Source organism: Zobellia nedashkovskayae, from assembly GCF_015330125.1.
In the GTDB taxonomy this organism is placed as follows: Bacteria; Bacteroidota; Bacteroidia; order Flavobacteriales; family Flavobacteriaceae; genus Zobellia; species Zobellia nedashkovskayae.
In genome coordinates this window covers 178,567-197,892 of record NZ_JADDXR010000002.1, presented here as the reverse complement: position 1 = coordinate 197,892, position 19,326 = coordinate 178,567, and the positions used below count along the sequence as shown (strand labels likewise).

General features: G+C 36.8%; 12 protein-coding genes and 1 pseudogene. 3 read left to right on the top strand and 10 right to left on the bottom strand.

Annotated features, from left to right (window positions below; genetic code table 11):
- Positions 1–28 precede the first annotated feature (28 nt).
- A complete protein-coding gene (locus tag IWB64_RS00775; protein ID WP_194532220.1) occupies positions 29–2,977 on the bottom strand; it encodes a TonB-dependent receptor in 2,949 nt (982 codons plus the stop codon).
- A 560-nt stretch (positions 2,978–3,537) separates the two neighbouring features.
- On the opposite strand from IWB64_RS00775, the gene IWB64_RS00770 reads away from it, so the two are divergent.
- A complete protein-coding gene (locus IWB64_RS00770; protein ID WP_155594395.1) occupies positions 3,538–3,999 on the top strand; it encodes an Lrp/AsnC family transcriptional regulator in 462 nt (153 codons plus the stop codon).
- Between the two features lie 137 nt (positions 4,000–4,136).
- On the top strand, positions 4,137–4,472 hold the full coding sequence (locus IWB64_RS00765; RefSeq protein WP_194532219.1) for a hypothetical protein: 336 nt from the start codon (positions 4,137–4,139) through the stop codon (positions 4,470–4,472).
- 46 nt (positions 4,473–4,518) lie between these two features.
- Here the strand turns inward: IWB64_RS00765 and IWB64_RS00760 are convergent, their stop codons facing one another.
- On the bottom strand, positions 4,519–4,893 hold the full coding sequence (locus IWB64_RS00760) for a DUF1456 family protein (RefSeq protein ID WP_194532218.1): 375 nt from the start codon (positions 4,891–4,893) through the stop codon (positions 4,519–4,521).
- A 256-nt stretch (positions 4,894–5,149) separates the two neighbouring features.
- On the opposite strand from IWB64_RS00760, the gene IWB64_RS00755 reads away from it, so the two are divergent.
- Entirely contained in the window at positions 5,150–5,575 is a 426-nt protein-coding gene (locus IWB64_RS00755; RefSeq protein WP_194532217.1) for an Hsp20/alpha crystallin family protein, read from the top strand.
- Positions 5,576–6,012: 437 nt separating this feature from the next.
- Here the strand turns inward: IWB64_RS00755 and uvrB are convergent, their stop codons facing one another.
- The 8 genes and pseudogenes from uvrB to IWB64_RS00715 form a co-directional block, all read right to left on the bottom strand.
- A complete protein-coding gene (gene uvrB / locus IWB64_RS00750) occupies positions 6,013–8,001 on the bottom strand; it encodes an excinuclease ABC subunit UvrB (RefSeq protein ID WP_194532216.1) in 1,989 nt (662 codons plus the stop codon).
- Positions 8,002–8,060: 59 nt separating this feature from the next.
- Positions 8,061–10,394 carry a T9SS type B sorting domain-containing protein gene (locus tag IWB64_RS00745; RefSeq protein WP_194532215.1) on the bottom strand — a complete coding sequence of 778 codons (2,334 nt, stop codon included), beginning with the start codon at positions 10,392–10,394 and terminating at the stop codon, positions 8,061–8,063.
- Between the two features lie 308 nt (positions 10,395–10,702).
- A pseudogene (locus IWB64_RS00740) lies at positions 10,703–10,912 on the bottom strand (DEAD/DEAH box helicase family protein); the annotation flags it as partial.
- 59 nt (positions 10,913–10,971) lie between these two features.
- Positions 10,972–12,786, bottom strand: coding sequence for a BspA family leucine-rich repeat surface protein (locus IWB64_RS00735; RefSeq protein ID WP_194532214.1), 1,815 nt, complete (start codon positions 12,784–12,786; stop codon positions 10,972–10,974).
- Between the two features lie 105 nt (positions 12,787–12,891).
- Entirely contained in the window at positions 12,892–15,273 is a 2,382-nt protein-coding gene (locus tag IWB64_RS00730; protein WP_194532213.1) for a T9SS type B sorting domain-containing protein, read from the bottom strand.
- Between the two features lie 130 nt (positions 15,274–15,403).
- The gene (locus IWB64_RS00725) at positions 15,404–16,237 is read right to left on the bottom strand and encodes an ABC transporter permease (protein WP_194532212.1); all 834 of its coding nucleotides are present in this window, start codon (positions 16,235–16,237) and stop codon (positions 15,404–15,406) included.
- Positions 16,238–16,242: 5 nt separating this feature from the next.
- The gene (locus IWB64_RS00720) at positions 16,243–17,145 is read right to left on the bottom strand and encodes an ABC transporter ATP-binding protein (RefSeq protein WP_194532211.1); all 903 of its coding nucleotides are present in this window, start codon (positions 17,143–17,145) and stop codon (positions 16,243–16,245) included.
- 66 nt (positions 17,146–17,211) lie between these two features.
- Positions 17,212–19,260 carry a DUF11 domain-containing protein gene (locus IWB64_RS00715; protein ID WP_194532210.1) on the bottom strand — a complete coding sequence of 683 codons (2,049 nt, stop codon included), beginning with the start codon at positions 19,258–19,260 and terminating at the stop codon, positions 17,212–17,214.
- Positions 19,261–19,326 lie beyond the last annotated feature (66 nt).

Here is a 19,326-nt window from a genome sequence, read left to right as displayed (position 1 = left end):
TCTTCTTCTTAATTGTTAGTTGAAATCATTACAGGGTAATAGTTAATCTTCCAAAGTAATAAGCCCCTGCAGATCCTTGCTGATATTGTGAGTAAAGATTGAAGCTACGTAGTTCATATCTTAAGATTTCTGGGTATTCATTGAATATGTTATTTCCTCCAACAGTAAGACTTAATGCGTCTGTAAATTTATAGGTAAGCCCTATATCTGTTGTAAACTCAGGTGTGAAAAACTGATCAGCATAACCTAGGGTTCCTTCAGGAACCAATGTTCGTAAGTTGTTATCTCTAGTTTGAACCGACCCAAAACGTGTACCTCTAAGCATAGCAGAGAATTTGCCAATAGAGTAATTAAGAGTTCCTATAATTTTTGAACTTGGCGTACCCGTTTCAAATTGACCGATAAGCGAACGACTTACGTAGTTTTCTTCTAATTCAGCATCTGTTAGGTTGGTATTTAAATCAGGTAAGTTTACACCTTCAAATTTGTTTTCTCTAAAAGTACCGGCCAATACCAATCCAAGCTTTCCAGCTCCTAAGTTGGTGTTATAGTTAACAACGGCTTCAATACCTTGGGTACTTATATCACCACCATTGATTCTAAACGTTGCTAAACCACTACCAATAACAGGTTCGAGCGCAGGTGAAGACGAAGCATCAAATTCTCCTGTTTCAAAAATTCTATCAAATATGTCAATTTTATAGGCGTCAACTGTTATGTCAACTTTTCCAATTTTGGTTGTGAAACCTAAACTATAGTTTCTAGATCTTTCTTCGGTTAAAGCACTAACGCCCAAAGCGCGAGAGGCAGAACTATTATTAGGATAAAGGGTGCCATCAAAAGGAACAAGGTCTACGAAGAATGTGTAACTATGCGAGTAGTTCAGTTCTTGTAAAGAAGGAGCTCTAAAGCCACTACTGAACGAACCTCTGAAAGAGAAGTTTTCACCTATTTTATAACGTCCGGCGAATTTTCCAGTTAATACGTTACCGAAATCAGAATAATTTTCTACTCTAAGTGCACCTGATACTAAAAAATTACTAGTAAGGTCTAGTTCCATATCTACGTAAGCAGCCATAACTGATCTCCAGTTATTGCCTTCGTTTTCTGGGGCATAACCTCTAAAACATTGACAGTTTAATGCGTAATTCTTTACCAATTCTTGACTTACACCTGCATACTCAAGAGATAACGGATTTCCGAATTCGTCAACGTAAGGGCTTCCGAAAAGATCTTCCAAAGGAAAACCATCTGGTCCAACAAGTGCTTGGTTATCTTCTGTAGCGGTAATTACACCGGCATCGCCAGCTGTATAACTTTCTTCTTGACCCGCTCGAATAATATAATTTTCAAATCTCAATTCTCCACCAAACGCAACGTTTAATCCAGATAGGATATCTTCATAAAAATGAGAAGCGTCTAAGTTTATAGTGTTTTGTAAAAAACTATGCGTACCAAGATTCATATCTGTAGGAGATCCAGAGCCAATACTTGCATTCCATGTATTGAACATTCCGTATTTGGCCCAGTTAGTACCAAATGTGTTACTTAAATCAAAATCATAGTCCCCAATCATTCCGGTAATTCCAGTAGCAAGGGAGATGTTATATTGATCATTATAGATTTGAGGTCTAAAACCGTTAGGGTATAGATCATAACTAGATCTGTCCGCTTGTGCGGATCTTCTATAAAAACAGCTGTATGCATCAGAATATTGATAGCCAATATCTCCAAAAGCATAAAAATCCGATGTTTCTGTTAAGGGAGTTTCCATATTGAAAGCTAAACTCATGTTCGTTTTAGCTGGTAAACCAGAATATGAAGCCACATCAATTTGTTCAATATCTCTTGCAGACATAAGCCCTTGTACCGTTTGCAGGGAACTAATAAGGCCAGCATCTCCGCTAGCTTGTGCAGCTATAAGCTCAGGGTTTGTAATAATTGGTGTCCCATTTGTTTCCGTTCTGTTGTTTGTTAAATAAGATTCATCATATAAAGGAGCACGCTCTAAAGACAATACACTCGGTCTCACTGTACGTTCCGCTTGAGCTAGCATAACGGATGCATTAAAGTAGCCATCATTCTCGAACGCAATACCGTAATTCCCATCAAATTGAAAGTTTTGACCATCCCAGCCATCAAAAGATCTGTTTAGAGACCTTTCATCTGCTGTTAATTCTGAATCTTCGTAACCAGGCTTGTTGGTATATGCGCCGGCAGTTAAACTACCTTTAAATTCGCCTGTTCCTTTTTTCATAACCATATTAATCACCCCTGCTATAGCATCAGAGCCATATTGGGCAGAAGCACCATCCCTAAGTATTTCAATTCGGTCTACTCCTACAGAAGGAATAAATCTCATATCTACACCGGGACCAGGAGTTCCCGTTTGATTACCAGCTAAAATAGCTGAAGAGTGTCTTCGCTTACCATTTACAAGAACAAGCATTTGACTAGATGCAAGCCCTCTAAGGCTTGGTTGACTAACAAAAGAGGATAAATCACCCCCGCCACTGGTAAATGCAGTAAATGAAGGGGCTGCCGCGGTTAGCATTTGAGATATGTCTTGTTGTGGCATGTTTATAGCTGCTTCGGAAATGTTGATTACATCAACAGGAACAGGAGTGTCTAATTTTGTCCTCCCTTGTCTTCTTGAGCCCACTACAATAGTTTCAAGTAGTTGTTCCGCGGCCATGACCAATGTTATTTTAATTGAAGTCTGGCCGTTTACAGGGACCTCTTTGGTGGCATAGCCTAATGATGATACTACAAGGATAGCATCTGCTGGAGCATCTAAAGTGAAATTACCATCAAAATCTGTTAGTGTTCCTTTGGTTGTGCCTTTAATTATTATATCTGTGCCAGGCAACACGACACCGACTTCATCTATTACCGATCCGGTAATGGTTGTCTCTTGACCGTACGATACATACATACAGTTTAAAAATAAGAGTGATAGTATTAGAGCGTTCTTCATAAGTACAAGGTTTTGGTTGATACTAAACATTGTTCATTTGTCCAACCACACCTTCTCCATTTCGTGGGGGGACGGTGGTCAAATGCAGTTCTAAAGAAAAGTTCCGGATACTTTACTGCCGATAGTCATTTATTTATGACGTAACGACATCACAATATTAGTGCGTCTTTTTGATAAAAAAAAATTTGAAAACCCCTGTGAACACTGTGTTTTAGGTAGTTATAGTAGTTTTATCTAACGAATAGGTAGGTTTATTTAATTATATAACCAATATGATAGATTTACCTTTTTTAAGATTCTAAAATCTATCAATCTGGAGAATTACGTTTAAAAAACCATTTTTATGACATCGAAAATTACCAGTGGTATAAATTTAATTATATTCATAAAAAAACGGATTTAATTAGTGAATTATATCTGTTTTTTCAAAATCATTAAACTATTTTTACTAAAATCATTCAAACGATGAAATATATTAAGGTATTATCAGTTAAGTAAGGTTGGCTGTTGATGGATGAAGATTAAAATGGAACCCTAAATAACCAAGAAAAAGACTACAAATGAGAGATAAACTTGATTCAGTAGACCATAAGATATTGACACTGCTATCCGGCGATGCGCAGATGCCATATACGGAAGTAGCAAAGAACGCCGGTATATCTCCGGGAACAGTGCATATGCGCACCCGAAAGATGAAGAATATGGGGGTTATAAAAGGATCGACCTTAAGTTTGGATTATAGTAAGATGGGGTATAAGATGACTGTCTTCTTAGGAATCTATTTGCGTGAGAGCTTTTTGTATAAGGTGGTGATAGAAGAATTGACAAAAATTCAAGAAGTGGTTAAAATTCACCATAGCACTGGTAAGTATGATATATTCATTAAGGTACATGCTAAGGATAGCTTGCATTATAGGAATCTGTATCAAGAAGCAATACTAACCATAGAAGGTATTAGAGGTATAGAATCTTTTATATCCGTAGAAGAAAATATGAGTAGGCACATCAATTTTGAGAGTTGATGCAGATTAAACTCCGTATTCTTATGTAGTGCCCAGCTCAAATCACAAGAATATGTTAAAATAAATGCATTTCGGTAACGATCTTATGTCCCTGTCGTCTTTAAAGTAATTCATCAAATCATTTAAAGCGATAAATCATGAGAAAAATTAGTTTAGTCTGGGTAGCTGCAATGCTACTTTCAGTAGGTAGTACTTTTGCTAATGACGGAGAAAATGAAAATCCTTCTAAAAGCCTATCAGTCCAAATTTCGGAACTATTAAGAGATAATTCTTTGTCTTCAAAACACGTAGACATGACCGCTTTTGTGCGTTTCACGTTAAATGAAAAGCGTGAGATTGTAATTCTTACCGTTAATGCGGATAATGAGGTTTTGGAAATGTTTGTGAAAGAGAAACTTAATTACCAGAAAGTAAATGTACAGGAATATAAAGTGGGAAGGGCTTACACCATGCCTGTACGAATAGCGGGCTAAACCCTGTTGAAAGAACTTTAATCCTGAGTACGACTCATCATCGAACTCAGGATTTTTTTTTGTTCTTGTATTTTACGTTCGTAATATCCTTATTAATCTTCCTTTCTTGTTGGGTTTTAAAATCAGGTCTTTTTGTATGATTGACTTTAGCTTCAGGCTTAGCTGTTTTCTTAGAAAGGACTTCTCCGGGAGTTTTAGGACTCTCTTTGGTACCTCTTAAATATATTACTAAACCATTTAAAAAGTTACGTAATACTTGATCTCCGCATTCCATATAATTAGGATGGTCGTCTTTTCTAAAAAAGGCTCCTAATTCACTTTTACTGATTTTGAAATCTACAAGCTTTAAAACATCAATTATATCATCATCCCTAAACATTAGGGCTACTCTAAGCTTCTTGAGCACGTCATTATTAGTCATGGCCTTGAATTTTTTAGCAAGGTATTACAAATAACACTTAGAACCATACCCTTGCAAAAGAATCATAACTGGTTAAGTGTTAGCTAAACGCAATGATTAGACCTGAAAAAGTAAAAATGTCATATTAAAATAGTAGAAAATGACATTTAGTCATGCAAATAAGCACTAAATATGTCAAAAAGACATGTTTTTGTAATTGGTATATAATTTGACTTTTACCACCTGAAATTAAAGTTTAATTCAAAATATAAAAATCATGAGTGTAGTAAAAAGAAATAATTTAGCGTTCCCAGCATTAATGAATGAAATTTTCAAGCCGGATTGGTTTGGAGGCATGGAGAATACAGACGGAAGCTCTCCTGCTGTAAACATTAAGGATAATGAAAAGAGTTTTGATCTTGAGTTAATTGTGCCGGGTAGAAAAAAAGAAGATTTTAATATTGAGGTGGATAATGAGCTTTTAACTATTTCATCTGAATTTAAAAATGAAGAGGAAGTAAAAGAAGAGAATTATACACGCCGTGAATTCAGGTTTTCATCTTTTAAAAGAGCTTTTACGCTTCCAGAATCAATCAATGTAGATGATATAAAAGCTGATTATGTTGATGGTGTTTTAAAGGTAGAATTACCCAAAAAAGAAGAAGCTTTGCCAAAACCTAAGCGTCTTATTGAATTAAAGTAATAGTTAGATTGGTTGTTTTATCGTCAAGATAAAACGTTTCATAATCCCGATTTGATCGGGTAGATTTAAGTTTGGTTGGTTAGTTGAAGAAGCGCCTTGGAGTCATTTCTAAGGTGCTTCTTTTTTATTGATTTAAGAATATTAATAATGCTAGTATTGTCGGGAAAGTTTTGACCATTTTGATTTTAAGGTGACCATCTTAAAATCAAAATGCATGAAGAGCGTCTAGAAAAAAACATATTTTCATTTATATTTAAGAAGAAAACTAGAGTAGTGCCAAGAGGTGTTTTTAAGCGTAAATATGACTTTGAAACCTAATTTAGTCTTGTCTAAAAATAGAGGTTATTAATTTGTAAATCAGTTTCTAAAGGTGTGTTAAGTAAATATAATATTTAGCGTGTAAGGAAAATTCATAATTTTAATAAAAAGGAGTAAAATTAGACCTTTTCCTGAAGTAATTTAATCTCATCTCTCAGTTTTGCGGCATGCATAAAATCAAGTTCTTTTGCAGCTTTTTCCATTGCCTTTCTTTTTTCTCGAACCATTTTTTCAACTTGATCTTTTGTCAAATAATCGAGGTCCGGTTCGGCAGCTCTCATCTCTTCTTTTTGGAAATGATATGTAGAAACTGAATTTTTTGAGAGTACACTATCCAAACTTTTATTCAATGATTTTGGTACGAGACCATGTTTCGTATTATAGGCAATTTGCTTTTCACGACGGTAGTTTGTTTGATCAATGGTCATCTGCATACTCGCCGTAATTTTATCAGCATACATTATCGCTCTACCGTTTAAATTTCTTGCTGCTCTACCAACGGTTTGTGTTAGCGATCTATTGCTTCGCAGAAAGCCTTCTTTGTCCGCATCTAAAATTGCTACCAAAGAAACTTCTGGTAAATCCAATCCTTCACGAAGGAGGTTTACTCCTATTAACACATCAAATATACCTTTTCTAAGGTCTTGCATGATTTCTACTCTTTCCAGTGTATCCACATCACTATGAATATAACGGCAACGAACATTTATACGTGTTAGGTACTTGGCAAGTTCTTCGGCCATTCTTTTGGTCAAAGTGGTTACCAAGGTTCGTTCATCTTTCTCTACCCGTAACTGAATCTCTTCTACAAGGTCATCAATTTGGTTTTGGCTTGGTCTTACCTCAATAATAGGGTCTAAAAGCCCCGTTGGCCTAATAACCTGTTCTACAAACACTCCTTGGCTTAGTTGTAACTCGTAATCTGCAGGTGTGGCACTAACGAATATTGCTTGATTTTGAAGTGCTTCAAATTCTTCGAACTTTAAAGGGCGGTTGTCCATAGCGGCAGGAAGTCGGAATCCGTAATCTACTAAATTCACTTTTCTAGAACGGTCGCCACCGTACATCGCGTGTACCTGTGGTATCGTAACATGACTTTCATCAATCACCATTAAATAATCATCAGGAAAATAATCCAAAAGACAGAAAGGTCTTGTACCAGGTAGGCGACCATCTAAATAGCGCGAATAATTCTCAATACCAGAACAATAGCCGAGTTCACGAATCATTTCTAAATCAAAACTTGTGCGTTCTTCAAGACGTTTTGCTTCAAGTGGTTTCCCTATTTCCTTAAAATAATCTACCTGCTTTACCATATCTTCCTGAATCTGATGAATAGCACCTTGGAGGATGTCAGGAGAAGTAACGAACATGTTGGCAGGGTAGATGTTTAAAGTTTCATAAACCTCAATCACATTGTTGTTAAAAGGGTCAAAAGCTTCTATTTCTTCAACTTCATCACCAAAAAAGTGAATACGGAAAGCATGATCGGCATAACTAGGAAAAACGTCAACAACGTCTCCTTTTACCCTAAAATTACCATTTCTAAAATCAGCCGTGGTTCTAGAATATAGGCTCTGTACCAATTGATGTAGAAACTTGGTGCGGGCAATTACTTGGTCTTTTTTAATTGTGATGACATTCTTTTGAAATTCCACAGGGTTTCCAATACCGTACAAACACGAAACGGAAGCCACCACTAAAACATCACGACGCCCCGAAAGTAAAGACGAAGTGGCACTCAAACGTAGTTTTTCAATGTCTTCATTTATAGAAAGATCTTTCTCTATATAGATTCCAGATGAGGGTATAAAAGCTTCCGGTTGGTAATAATCATAGTAAGAAACAAAATACTCAACCGCGTTTTCTGGAAAAAACTGTTTGAATTCAGAGTACAACTGTGCTGCTAATGTTTTGTTATGGGCAAGCACTAGAGTAGGACGTTGCACCTGTTCAATTACGTTAGCGACGGTAAAGGTCTTACCCGAACCCGTAACTCCCAAAAGGGTTTGGTAGCGCTCACCGGCATCCATTCCTTCTACAAGTTGCTTTATGGCTCCTGGCTGATCGCCGGTTGGTTTGAACTCTGAGACTACTTTAAATTTCATCCTTTAAAATTACGAAAGAAGAGTGATTTAAAGTGACTGGATTGAAATATTCTGGGTAACTATCGCTTTAATGCAAAATGGCCAGTTATTACTTCTTTGTTTTCAATATTTTCAAATCGGTACCAATAATCTGAAGATGGTAAAGGTTTGCCATTGTAAGTCCCATCCCATGTATTGTACAGTGAGTTTGTTTGGAACACTAATTTTGCATAGCGGTCAAAAATACTTAATGTACCTCTTGGAGAACAGACATCTGTAATGGGAACATAATTGTCATTCGCTCCATCATTATTTGGTGTAAAGAAATTGGGGAAATCAATTGTACATGAGATTTCAGGTTCTGGTTTTTCTTCGCATAATAAGGGGTCTATCAATATAGTAAAACTGTTTTCATTAGAACAAGATGCAGATTCATTGTAAATATAAACGGTCAGTGAAACGTTTATGATATCACCTGCAAAAAGCTCGGTACCTGTACCGTTGGTTTGAGTAAAGTAATTGCCATTGTTGAGAATAGGTAGAGCGTAGTTCTCGCAAACCTCCACATCTAAAATGCTATCGATTAGGGTAGGACTATCTATTTGAATATTAAAGTTATTCTCGTTTGAACAACCATTTGTTCTGGTATACACGTAAAGTGTTTGTGAAGCTGTTATTACATCCCCTGCATTTAATTGTGTGCCACCTGTATTTGTATCGGTATAATAGTAATTGTCAACTGAAAGGGGTGGTAATGTATAACTTTCGCAAGTAATAACATCATCAGGATTATCAACGGTTGGCATTACGCAATTAATAATTATAGTAATATCATTTCTTTCTAAAGTAAGGTCGGACACGATATCACTAGTAATTTCTGCGTAATATACCCCCGCATCGGCAGCTTGTATGTTATTTAATGTAAGTGTAGGGCTGTCGGGTGCACCTATAATAGCGACACCGTCTTTGAACCATTGATAGTGGTTTTGAGTGCCGCTAACTGTTGTTATTAAGGTGATGTTATCGCCTATGTTACGGGATAAATTCTCTATTTCGTTAACTTTTGACTGAGGATTATCACTAAATATTGAAAGATTCATACTATACTGGTCGAATTGACTTTCAAAATCACCAAATTGATATTGGTTATTGCTGAAAACTAGCGTTCTGAAATCAGGCAGCGATGTGAAATTAGGTATTGTTCCTTCCAGTTGATTGTTTTGTAAATATAATGATTGGAGATTCGTTAATGAACTAATTCCAGGGGGTATAGTACCAGTCAATTGATTATTGGAAACTGAGAAATTAATTAAACTAATGAGGGAAGTAATACTATTTGGAATACTACCTGTAAATTTATTGAAATCTAAAAATAAGATTTCGAGTTGAGTAAGATTTGAAAAAATATCAGGTGTAGTCCCAGAAAGCTGGTTATTTCTCAAATCCAACCATTTTAAGGAAGTTAGATTGCTAAAGGAATCTGGTATTGGCCCTGTTAAATTATTTTCAGAGAGGATAAGTAGTTCTACATTAATAAGTTCACCATATTCTGGAGGAATTTCACCACTTACGTTAGTATGATCGATACTAATATTTGTTGCCCTTACCAAATTGCGTAAAGAAACTGGTAGTGTTCCTGTTAGGTTTTGATTTCCAATTCTGAAATCAACTATATTTATAAGATTGCCAAGTTCGGTAGGAATAGTACCAGTTAACAAATTACGCTCTAAACCAAAAATAGTAAGGTTTATTAAATTACCATATTCTGGGTATACATAACCCGTAAATTGGTTACCATCCAATTGTAAAACCGTTAGTGTTACCATATTGGTAATCTCAATCGGAATTTCACCAGATAGATTATTATTTCGTAACGTTAACCATTGTAAATTAGCAAAAGTTGTTAATGATAATGGAATTTCGCCCGTCAGCTCGTTTTGTGCTAAATGGAGAATTTGCAATTGTGTTAGATTGCTGAGAGCAGCTGGAATTGTTCCCGTTAAATCATTATTAAAAAGGTTAAGGGTTTGTAAATCGGTAAGGGTCGTAATACTTAAAGGTATGGGGCCAGTTAATTCGCCAATAGCCAAATCAAGAATAGTTAACCATTGTAGGTCTCCAATTTCGTTTGGTATTATTCCCACTAGATTATTGCTTCCTGCTAAATCGTTAGTTAGATTTAGATCAAGTGCGGTTATATTACCCCCATTAATTGTTATACCAAACCAATCATCTGTCACGGGACCCGTAAAATTCCAATCATTAGTCAAGTCGGCATCATTTTCACTTACCCAATTTGGCCCATCAGTTGCATTGTAAAATGCTAAAAGTGCTGCTTTTTCAACAGGGGTTACCTGGGCAGCTACGAATTGAACAAATACAGACAGGAATAAAAAAACCTTGATTTTCTTCATTTGTTAAAAGTGAACTTTTCTTTAATGGTCATTTAAAGTATGCCATTTAAGTAATTTGCAAATAGTATGTTTTAATTAAATTTGGTGAACAAAATTAACTAAGTAATTCATTTTGGATACTTTACTTCAGCTAATACCTTAACACTTGAACGAATAAAACCTAATTTAATTATTGCGCTTATTTTTGGGTAAATAATCCATATAGACTTTTTACTTGAGAATGTGTCGGTTTCATTTATTTAATAAATTGAAAGGATAGAGTGCTCAATCGCATTTTCTGGAAGAAACTGTTTGAATTCAGAGTACTACTGTGCTGCCAATATTTTGTTATGGGCAAGCACCTGGGTAGGACGTTGCACCTGTTCAATAACATTAGCGACGGTAAAGGTCTTACCCGAACCCGTAACACCCAAAAGGGTTTGGTAGCGCTCACCGGCATCCATTCCTTCTACAATTTGCTTTATGGCTCCTGGCTGATCGCCGGTTGGTTTGAACTCTGAGACTACTTTAAATTTCATCCTTTAAAATTACAAAAGAACTATGACCTATTGTAGCTGGATTGAAATTTTTGGTGAAGCTATCGGAGTATTGAAAAATGACCTGTAAATGTTTTACCGGAATCAGAGTTTTGGAATAGGTACCAATAATCCATTTCAGGTAGTTTTCGTGAGTTGTCAGTGCCGTCCCAGCCCAAGGATAAATCGTCAGTTGCATAAACAAGTCTACCATATCTGTCAAGAATATGCAATTTACCGGATTGCCCGCAAGGATTTTTTCTGGGTTTGAATACATCAAATCGGCCATCTCCATTAGGTGTTATAAATTGTGGAAATTCAACCAAGCAGGGATCAACTGGTTTAATCTCAATATCGCATAAACTTCTGTTTATTGTAATTTTAAAAGTATTCTCGTCATAACAGTCGCCTGAGCCCGTATGGATATACAGCGTTTTACTGTTGTAGATAATATTACCTCCTTCAAGTTTTTCTCCATTAGCATTGGCTTCCGTATAGTAGAAATTGTTTTTACTTAGTTCTGGTAATGTATAATTAGTACAGCTCAATGCAGACTCTAAATTATCGGCAATTGGATTTTTACAAATAGTGTTTAATGTAAGCTCAAAGCTTTTCTCATCATTACAGCCTGATGTACTAGCGCCACTAAAATCATAAATGTATAGTGTTACGGGATAGTCTGGAAAATCACTTGCGTAAAGCGTTGTACCAAAAGAAAAAAATTGACCGGTGCCAGTAGGGCCTGTATAATACATTTCGTTTCCGGTTAAGTTTGTCCCTGTAATCGTCGGAAGAGTATAGCTGTCTGTATGTTCTTGGTTAGGTAATTCAGTTATTGTAATACCTAAAAATCCTTTGTCATTAATTTTCCACCCATAGGTATTAATCAACTTGTTTCTGGCTTTCTCTCCGGCACAGTACGTACTATTATCTGCCTCAAAATCTACATTGGTTTTAAGATTGTGTTCACTCCAACCTATTAAAAGGGCGTCGTAATTGGCGGTGGATAGTGATGAATAGTTAAACATATAACAGGCAGAACGTAAACTAGTGGGTTTCCATTTACTTAGGTTTTGGTCAAATGACTCAGCGAGAAGGAACATACCACACATGTCCAAGACATTGCTCACATCCCAGTCTCCTATGTCTTGATTAAAACTAGTTGCTCCGCCGAACATATCCCACATTTCTTCCACTTTCCCAACATTCCAATTCCCGATAGTTTGGTTAAATGAGGTAGCTTGGCTAAATGTACCGGTCATATCTTTAACATTGCTTACATCCCATTTTCCTATTGGTTGGTTGAATTGTGATGCGGCAGCAAACATACCTTCCATTTCTATAATCATGCCCATATCCCAATTATTGAAAGACTCATTTCCTATAAGGGAGGAACAACCGGAAAACATACCATTTACTATGGTAACCTCCGATAAATTAGGAGAATCTGTAGCTCTTACATCTAAATTTGTACAACCGCTAAATGCGCTACGCATTGATTTCCATTCAATATCTCCCCATTGTACGACCGATATAATTTTTTCTTTGTCCCCCAAATCGCGAAAATTTATCTGTGGAAATTCTCCAGAGATAGAGACTTCATATGTTCCTGCCGTGGAATAAGTATGTGTTATGTCGCCAGTCACATTAGCATCAGTATTACCATCACCCCAGTCAACTGTATAATTATAAATTTCACTAGAAAATGTAGGAATGGTAATCTGATTATCATCTGATGTACCAGGGTTATCTGTATTCCATGTGGTAATAAATGGTTCGTTGCCAACTAAGGGGTGAGGGTAATTGTCTATTGCATTTCCTCTAAAAAATACGAGAAGGACACCTATAATAAATAGATGATAGCGAGGGAGTTTCATATAGCTCTAACGTTTGAGAGCTAATATAGTAGGCTATATATTGGTTATTGTATAATTTCTTTGAAAGGCCGATTTTATCCTTTAAAAGGGAAATAATCTGTGCAACTATCGCTTTAAAGAAAAATGGCCTTTAAACTCTTTGCCATTCTCTAAGTTGATTCTAAACCAATAGTCTGAAGAAGGCAGTGGCTGTCCGTTCATTAATCCATCCCAGCCAATAGAGTTAGAGTAAAGTTGTTTTACAAGTTTTCCGTAGCGATTATAGATGTTAATTACTTGGTCTCCAAAATTGGCATTTACCCCAATTACCTGCCACATATCGTTAGCACCATCTCCGTTAGGGGTAAAGAACTTGGGGAATCCAATAACCGAAATTTCTCTTTCAGAAATACTGCAACCGTTTTTATCACGAACAAAAACGGTATAGAGCCCAGCTTCTACATTGTCAAACCTAGCTTCATCTTGATAGGTTTCGCCATCAAGGGAATATTCATAAACGGAGTCTCCCCGTATTTCAACCTCTACAGTACTATAATCGGAGAGTTGTTTAATTTTTATATCCTCAATCACTACAGGGGTTGAAGGTGTAACTAGAAAATCAGCATAATTTAAACAGCTTGAGGGCTGATTGTTGCTTTGATATTGAATTTCAACTTCTAAGCTGTAATTTCCGGGCTCTGTAATCGTTACTTGTTGATCGGTGCTAATTTCCAGAGGTATTCCTTTATCAATCTTAAGCCAACTATATCCATCAAAACCATCTGGAGCATCAATAATTAAAGGGTCTTGATCAGCGCATATTTCATAAAGTTTTTCTAGAGATATTTCCGGTAAACTGTTGACAATAAGTTCAATTTCTTCTATGTCATTACACTCATTATTAGTTTCAAGGCGGGTGTACAAGAAGGTTGAAGTGGTTCTATAATTCCCGTCAAGCGGATTTTTTTCTAAAGAAGCATCCTCTAAACTTTCATAGAAAGCAACGTCCATTCCCGCATATGTATTCTGGCGGATATTTTCTAGATCAAAAGTAGCCGCTAAAACTCCGTCTTCGGTATCATCATCACATAACTGTACTGGGCTCGAGGTGTTCAAAGCAACAGTTGTAGGTTTTATTTCAATATATATTTCACCTAAACTTCCACAGGTGCTAGTATTTACTTTAAAAAATATCGTTGTAGAAAAGGGGACAAGGTTGGTATAATTGCTAGGGTCGGCAATGGGATTATTGGCGTCACGATTGGCATTCGTCTCGTAAAATAAAACGGCATTGTCCTGTAAATCTGGAAAGGCTTGATTTAAATCTATTTTGGTAATACCATCTAGCGAATTATCTTGGTCAATATCGCATTGAACTAAATTAACGGAAGCTGCAAATTCGGATGAATTAACAGTTAATGAAATTGGATATGTAATATAACAATCATTGAATAGGGTAGACGAAACACGGGCATATAACGTTGTGCTTGCGGAAGATAAATTTGGATTAGTGATTGTATTGGAATTCAGTATTGCGGAGTTTATATCCGGGTGTATGGTCAATTCCAAGTCAGAAGCATTGTTAAATACATTTTTACCATCTGCGATAATATCATTTATTGGAAAATCTGCTTGCCCATCACCATCTGGATCACAGGACGAGTAGTCAAAATCTGGTGGGCTATCAAATAATATGGATTGTATTCCAAAATCAACAATCTCGAAACAACCATTGGGATTCGTTACTCGAACATAAATATTATTCTTAGTACCATTGTACATAAATTGAGTTGGGTCGGTAATTGCGTTTACACCATCAAAGGCATTATTATATGAAGTGTAATATAAAATAGTTGCAGTGGTACTAGTGGTTATGGAGGCTTCATTTTCTGTCAAATCAACTACCGTATCCGCTTCTGATAAACACACTTCAAGATCATTTGGTTGGGTAACATTAGGAGATGGCAGAAAACCGGCGGTACCTGTCCATTCCAAATTAAAACCACCATCACCATTAGGTCTGTCAACGAGAATGTAGTACTGTTCTCCTGCAGTAACGGGAATAGGGGAAACAAAGCTATTTCCGTCTGGCCCTGGGCCTTCGTTTTGATCTAATTCAATTTCGCTTAGCCCTGTAATGTTATAGCCTAAAGAGGCTTGAAGTGGGTTTGTGGTAGAACATCGTATGGGGCTTACTAAATTCTGACAATTACTATTTGGACCAAAAATAAAGAAGTCGTAATCTACTTCTAAATCATCAACCTTAGGTTGAATTGTGAAAGCAAGTGTGCCTCCTACTGCAATACTAACACTTATCCACAAACTATTGACTTCTTGGTTTACACATTGGTTTGTAGTGGGGTCTAACTCTTGTGTGCCAAAACCTGAAGCATTACTGGAAATATCACTATTGCCACAAACTACTATGGCATCAAAACAATCATTTGCTTGCTGAGAAATTCCCGAGAAACAGGTAAGGATAATTAGTAGTGTAAAGAAGAATTTCATAGCGTTCAATTATATTCTAGGAATGAATATAACTTAAAGGGTAATCCGCTAATAATTCCGACTAATAAATACTAGAAAACAGCGACTTATTTCTACTGGATTACCAGTAGAAAACTATGTAAAGAATGCTCTATAAATCTCTTTTTTTCAAAAGAGCGTAAGACCCATAAATAAAAATGGCCGTCCAAGCTAGGACAATCAATATTTCATACCAATGCACGTGATAATTTAATACAACTTCTTCGCCCATTTGGTTTACGGCAGTTTGTACGGCACTTAATCTGGTAAAAGGTTCTTTAATTAGGTTCCACATGGCATTTAGCGGAAAGAAACCCATAATGATATCCGTAGTCTCTCCATCAAAAAAACGCCATCTAATAATGCCGCGGATAAAAGATTCAAATACTTGCCATAGGATTAGAAAACCTAAAGCGAAGGCAGAACGTTTTACTAAAATACCAAGAAATAAACAGAAGGAGAAGAAACCGACTAGCTTTACGAAAAAAGCCAAAAGGAACTCTAAACCGGAGAAAATGATGCTAATTTCAGTAAAATTGGAGTAAAAAAGACCTAAAACGAGCGAAACTCCAAAAACAAAAACTGTTGAAATTAAAGAAAAAGTAACGACGGTCAGAAATTTTGAAAGGATAAATTCCTTTTTGGAAAGACCGTCAATTAAATTCTGTTTAATAGTTTTGTTACTGTATTCGTTAGCCATCATGGATACAATTACAATAGCCAGAAACAATTTAAAAAATGCTGTTATAAAAGCATTGAAGTGCCATATGTATGGAAAGTTGAAAATTCCCTGTTCTGCTAAATGGAATTTTATTGGGCCAATATCAAACTTAACCGCGGCAACTAATGCTATAGAGGTAAGCAATACAAAGTACGCCAGAATCAAGACTTTGCTAGCCCTGTTGTTCCACAATTTTATGAATTCTATTTGAAGGAGTCGTCTCATGGCTTTTAGTTGGATTGGTTTTTGGTCAAGGTCAGGAATTGCTCTTCTAGGCTTTCTTTTCTTTTTACTAGGTGAGATAGTATTATACCTTGGTCAAAAAGCGTTTTGTTCAGTTCACCCGCATTCATCTCTTCTTTTAAAATTGCAGTGATGCAGCCGTTTTCCAACTTTATTCTTCCGAAACTTGCATGTTTTTCTAAAAAGGTTTTTAAATTCTCAAGGTTATCGGTCTTTAATTCAAAAAAACCATGACTTGCTAACAAGCCATCTACACGGCCAGAGTATAATTTTTCTCCTTTTCTTAGGATAATAACATGGCTACAGACTTTTTCAACTTCGTCCAAAAGGTGCGATGCCAATAAAATAGTCGTGCCTTGAGAAGCTATTTTTTTAATGATCTCCCGTATTTGATGAATTCCCTGTGGGTCTAATCCATTTGTGGGTTCATCAAGAATTAGAATTTCAGGGTCGTTGAGAAGGGCAGAGGCAATGGCCAGGCGTTGCTTCATACCCAAAGAATAGGTTCTGAACTTGCTGTTTTTTCGGTCTAACAAACCAACAAGCTCTAGTTTTTCCTCTATTTTATCTTCGCTAACTTCCTTTATTTTACAAACCAATTTCAGGTTTTGAAGCGCGGTCATATAAGGATAGAAGTTGGGTCTTTCAATAATAGCGCCCACTTTCTTTAAGGCTTGATGGGTAGTTGTAGTGCCGTCAAACCAAGCAAAATTACCTTGTGTGGCGTTTACCACGTTTAGAACAATACCTAGAGTAGTAGATTTACCGCTTCCGTTCGGTCCAAGAATGCCATATACATTTCCTTTTTCAATGGTGAAAGAAAGGTCTTTGACAGCCGTTAGATATCCAAACTTTTTGGTGAGATGATTAACTGTTAGAATAGTGCTCACGTCAAGTGTTTTTTGATTGATTATACCTACTTGACGAGATACTTCATACAATGTTACACTAAAAGATTAATTTCTATTTACGCGATAGGTAATTCTTCTATTCGTTATTACAGTAGTAGGGGTGTTTTTGCTTACCGTTACGGTTTCGGAAGGGTCGTCCATCGTGATGTTGGAGTCTACCTGGTCTTGGCTGTTGGTTACCGTATTCGTGTAGTTGGCGGTTGTAGAATAAATATTTTCTAGACTGGCCCTGGTGACCAAAGTCAAAGTTTCTAGATCACCGGAAGTCATACCTCCAACATTCCAATCGGGATAAGTGAACGTTCCTTTGGATATAGAGGAGGAAATCAATTCTAGGCCCGGTGGTAAAACATCGGTCAAAACTAAGTTGGTGACCGGATCTATTCCTAAAGTTTCAACAGTAATTGTAAAAGTGACCGTATCTCCTTCGGTAATCGTATTTTGGTCTGCATCCTTGCTCAGAATGATATCGGGATCGCAATAGTAAGCGGTTAAAGGTTGGGAATCATAGGTGCACCCTCCCTTTGTAACCCGTACGTAATAATCGCCTGCATTAGTTGGTGTATAGGTAGAATTATTTGCACCTACAATAAGGACACCGTTTTCAAACCATTGGTAATCATCAAAATTGGGGTCGGTAACCTCTACTTCTGCGGTAGGCAAGCAACCACCACCTGTAACTTGTAGATCTACTGCAGGTACGGTATCAAAACCAGAAAAATAACCAGCAATACCTCTGGCACCACTAAAGCCTATAAAGCCAACTGCTATTGGTCCTGTTGATTCTATGGTTACATCTCCAGTTAGTCCTGCAACATAATAGGTTTTCCATAAGCTCGTTCCGGCAACTGCCGATGGTGCGGGTAAGGCTATTGGACCACTACCATCCGTTACGGTAATGTTTGCATCTGGGGTAGTGGTAGAGGCAATTAGAGTTACTCCACCGGTCATGGTTACTCCAGCGGCATCTTCTATGTGTGTAATGTTATCTACTGTATCTGGTAATAAGCAATTTACAGGGGCAATAAAATTTAATCCCTGGGTATAAATAGCACTTGCACCTGCCATTAACTGATAGGCGTAAGCATCTTTTGAAGTGGTTACATACATATTTCCTCCTGCCGAAGAAACCGAGTAATTGCTTTCAGGTATTTCAAAATAATCACCATCGTTTATAGTAGCGATAGCTGTTGTACTTCCGTTTACATAAATATTCGTGCCGTTTTGAGTACCTATAATTATTGGTATTTCTGTTTCACTTGTTCCGTTTCCTCTAATAAAGACATATTCTTTTCCCAATTTATTCTGAGGTACCGGCTGATCAATTGCAGCATCTCTACCACTGTAACCAACTCTTGCCCCAGTGTTAAGGCCCCCATTACTTATGACTATAGGATTATTGGAAACTACATCCGCTCCTAACCAACCGTCTGCATTAGCAGGAGTTTCTCCAACATATGCCTCAAACACAAAAGATTCGTTTGCATCTAAATTTATGGTGTAGGAATCAGCTGTGAGACCGTCTCGATCACTTCCTAATCTAAACTCACAATCTGGATCATAACCTGAGACGGTTACCGTAGTACCATCTTGAGTAGCCATTATTCCCAACGAATTTGTCAAACTGTTTTGAGTACCTTTATTTGGAGTTCCTCCCCATTTAAAATGATTTCCCATTGCCTGCCTTCCTTTACTTGTAAGGGAAGTTGCTTGTGACCCGGATCTACCTCTATAATTCACATAGAATTTTTCGCCACCTGGAGCTTCCAATCGTAAACCTCCAGTTGTAATAACAACACCAGTACTGTCATTTTCCATCATGGTAATGTTGTTATCACCATTAGCTAGTGCTATTTCTTGAGGAGTAGTTTTAGATAACGTAGTTGTGCTATAAAGGGTTGTAGATGTGCCTTGATAAATATTTACAGAAAAGGCTGTAGTTTCTGGGCTGGATAAATAAATACTCTGTTGGGTAACTGCTTGGTTGTTGCCACCTTGTTTTAATGGCGGCAAATAATGAAGGTCACTCAACTGGGAAAACCCAGATACGGAAACCATCGTGAATAAAATAAATAAAATTAACTTTTGCCTCATTGTAAGTTTAGGTGGTCATTAGGTACCTAAGAAACTCAAACATTACTAAAAGCACAACTATAAGTT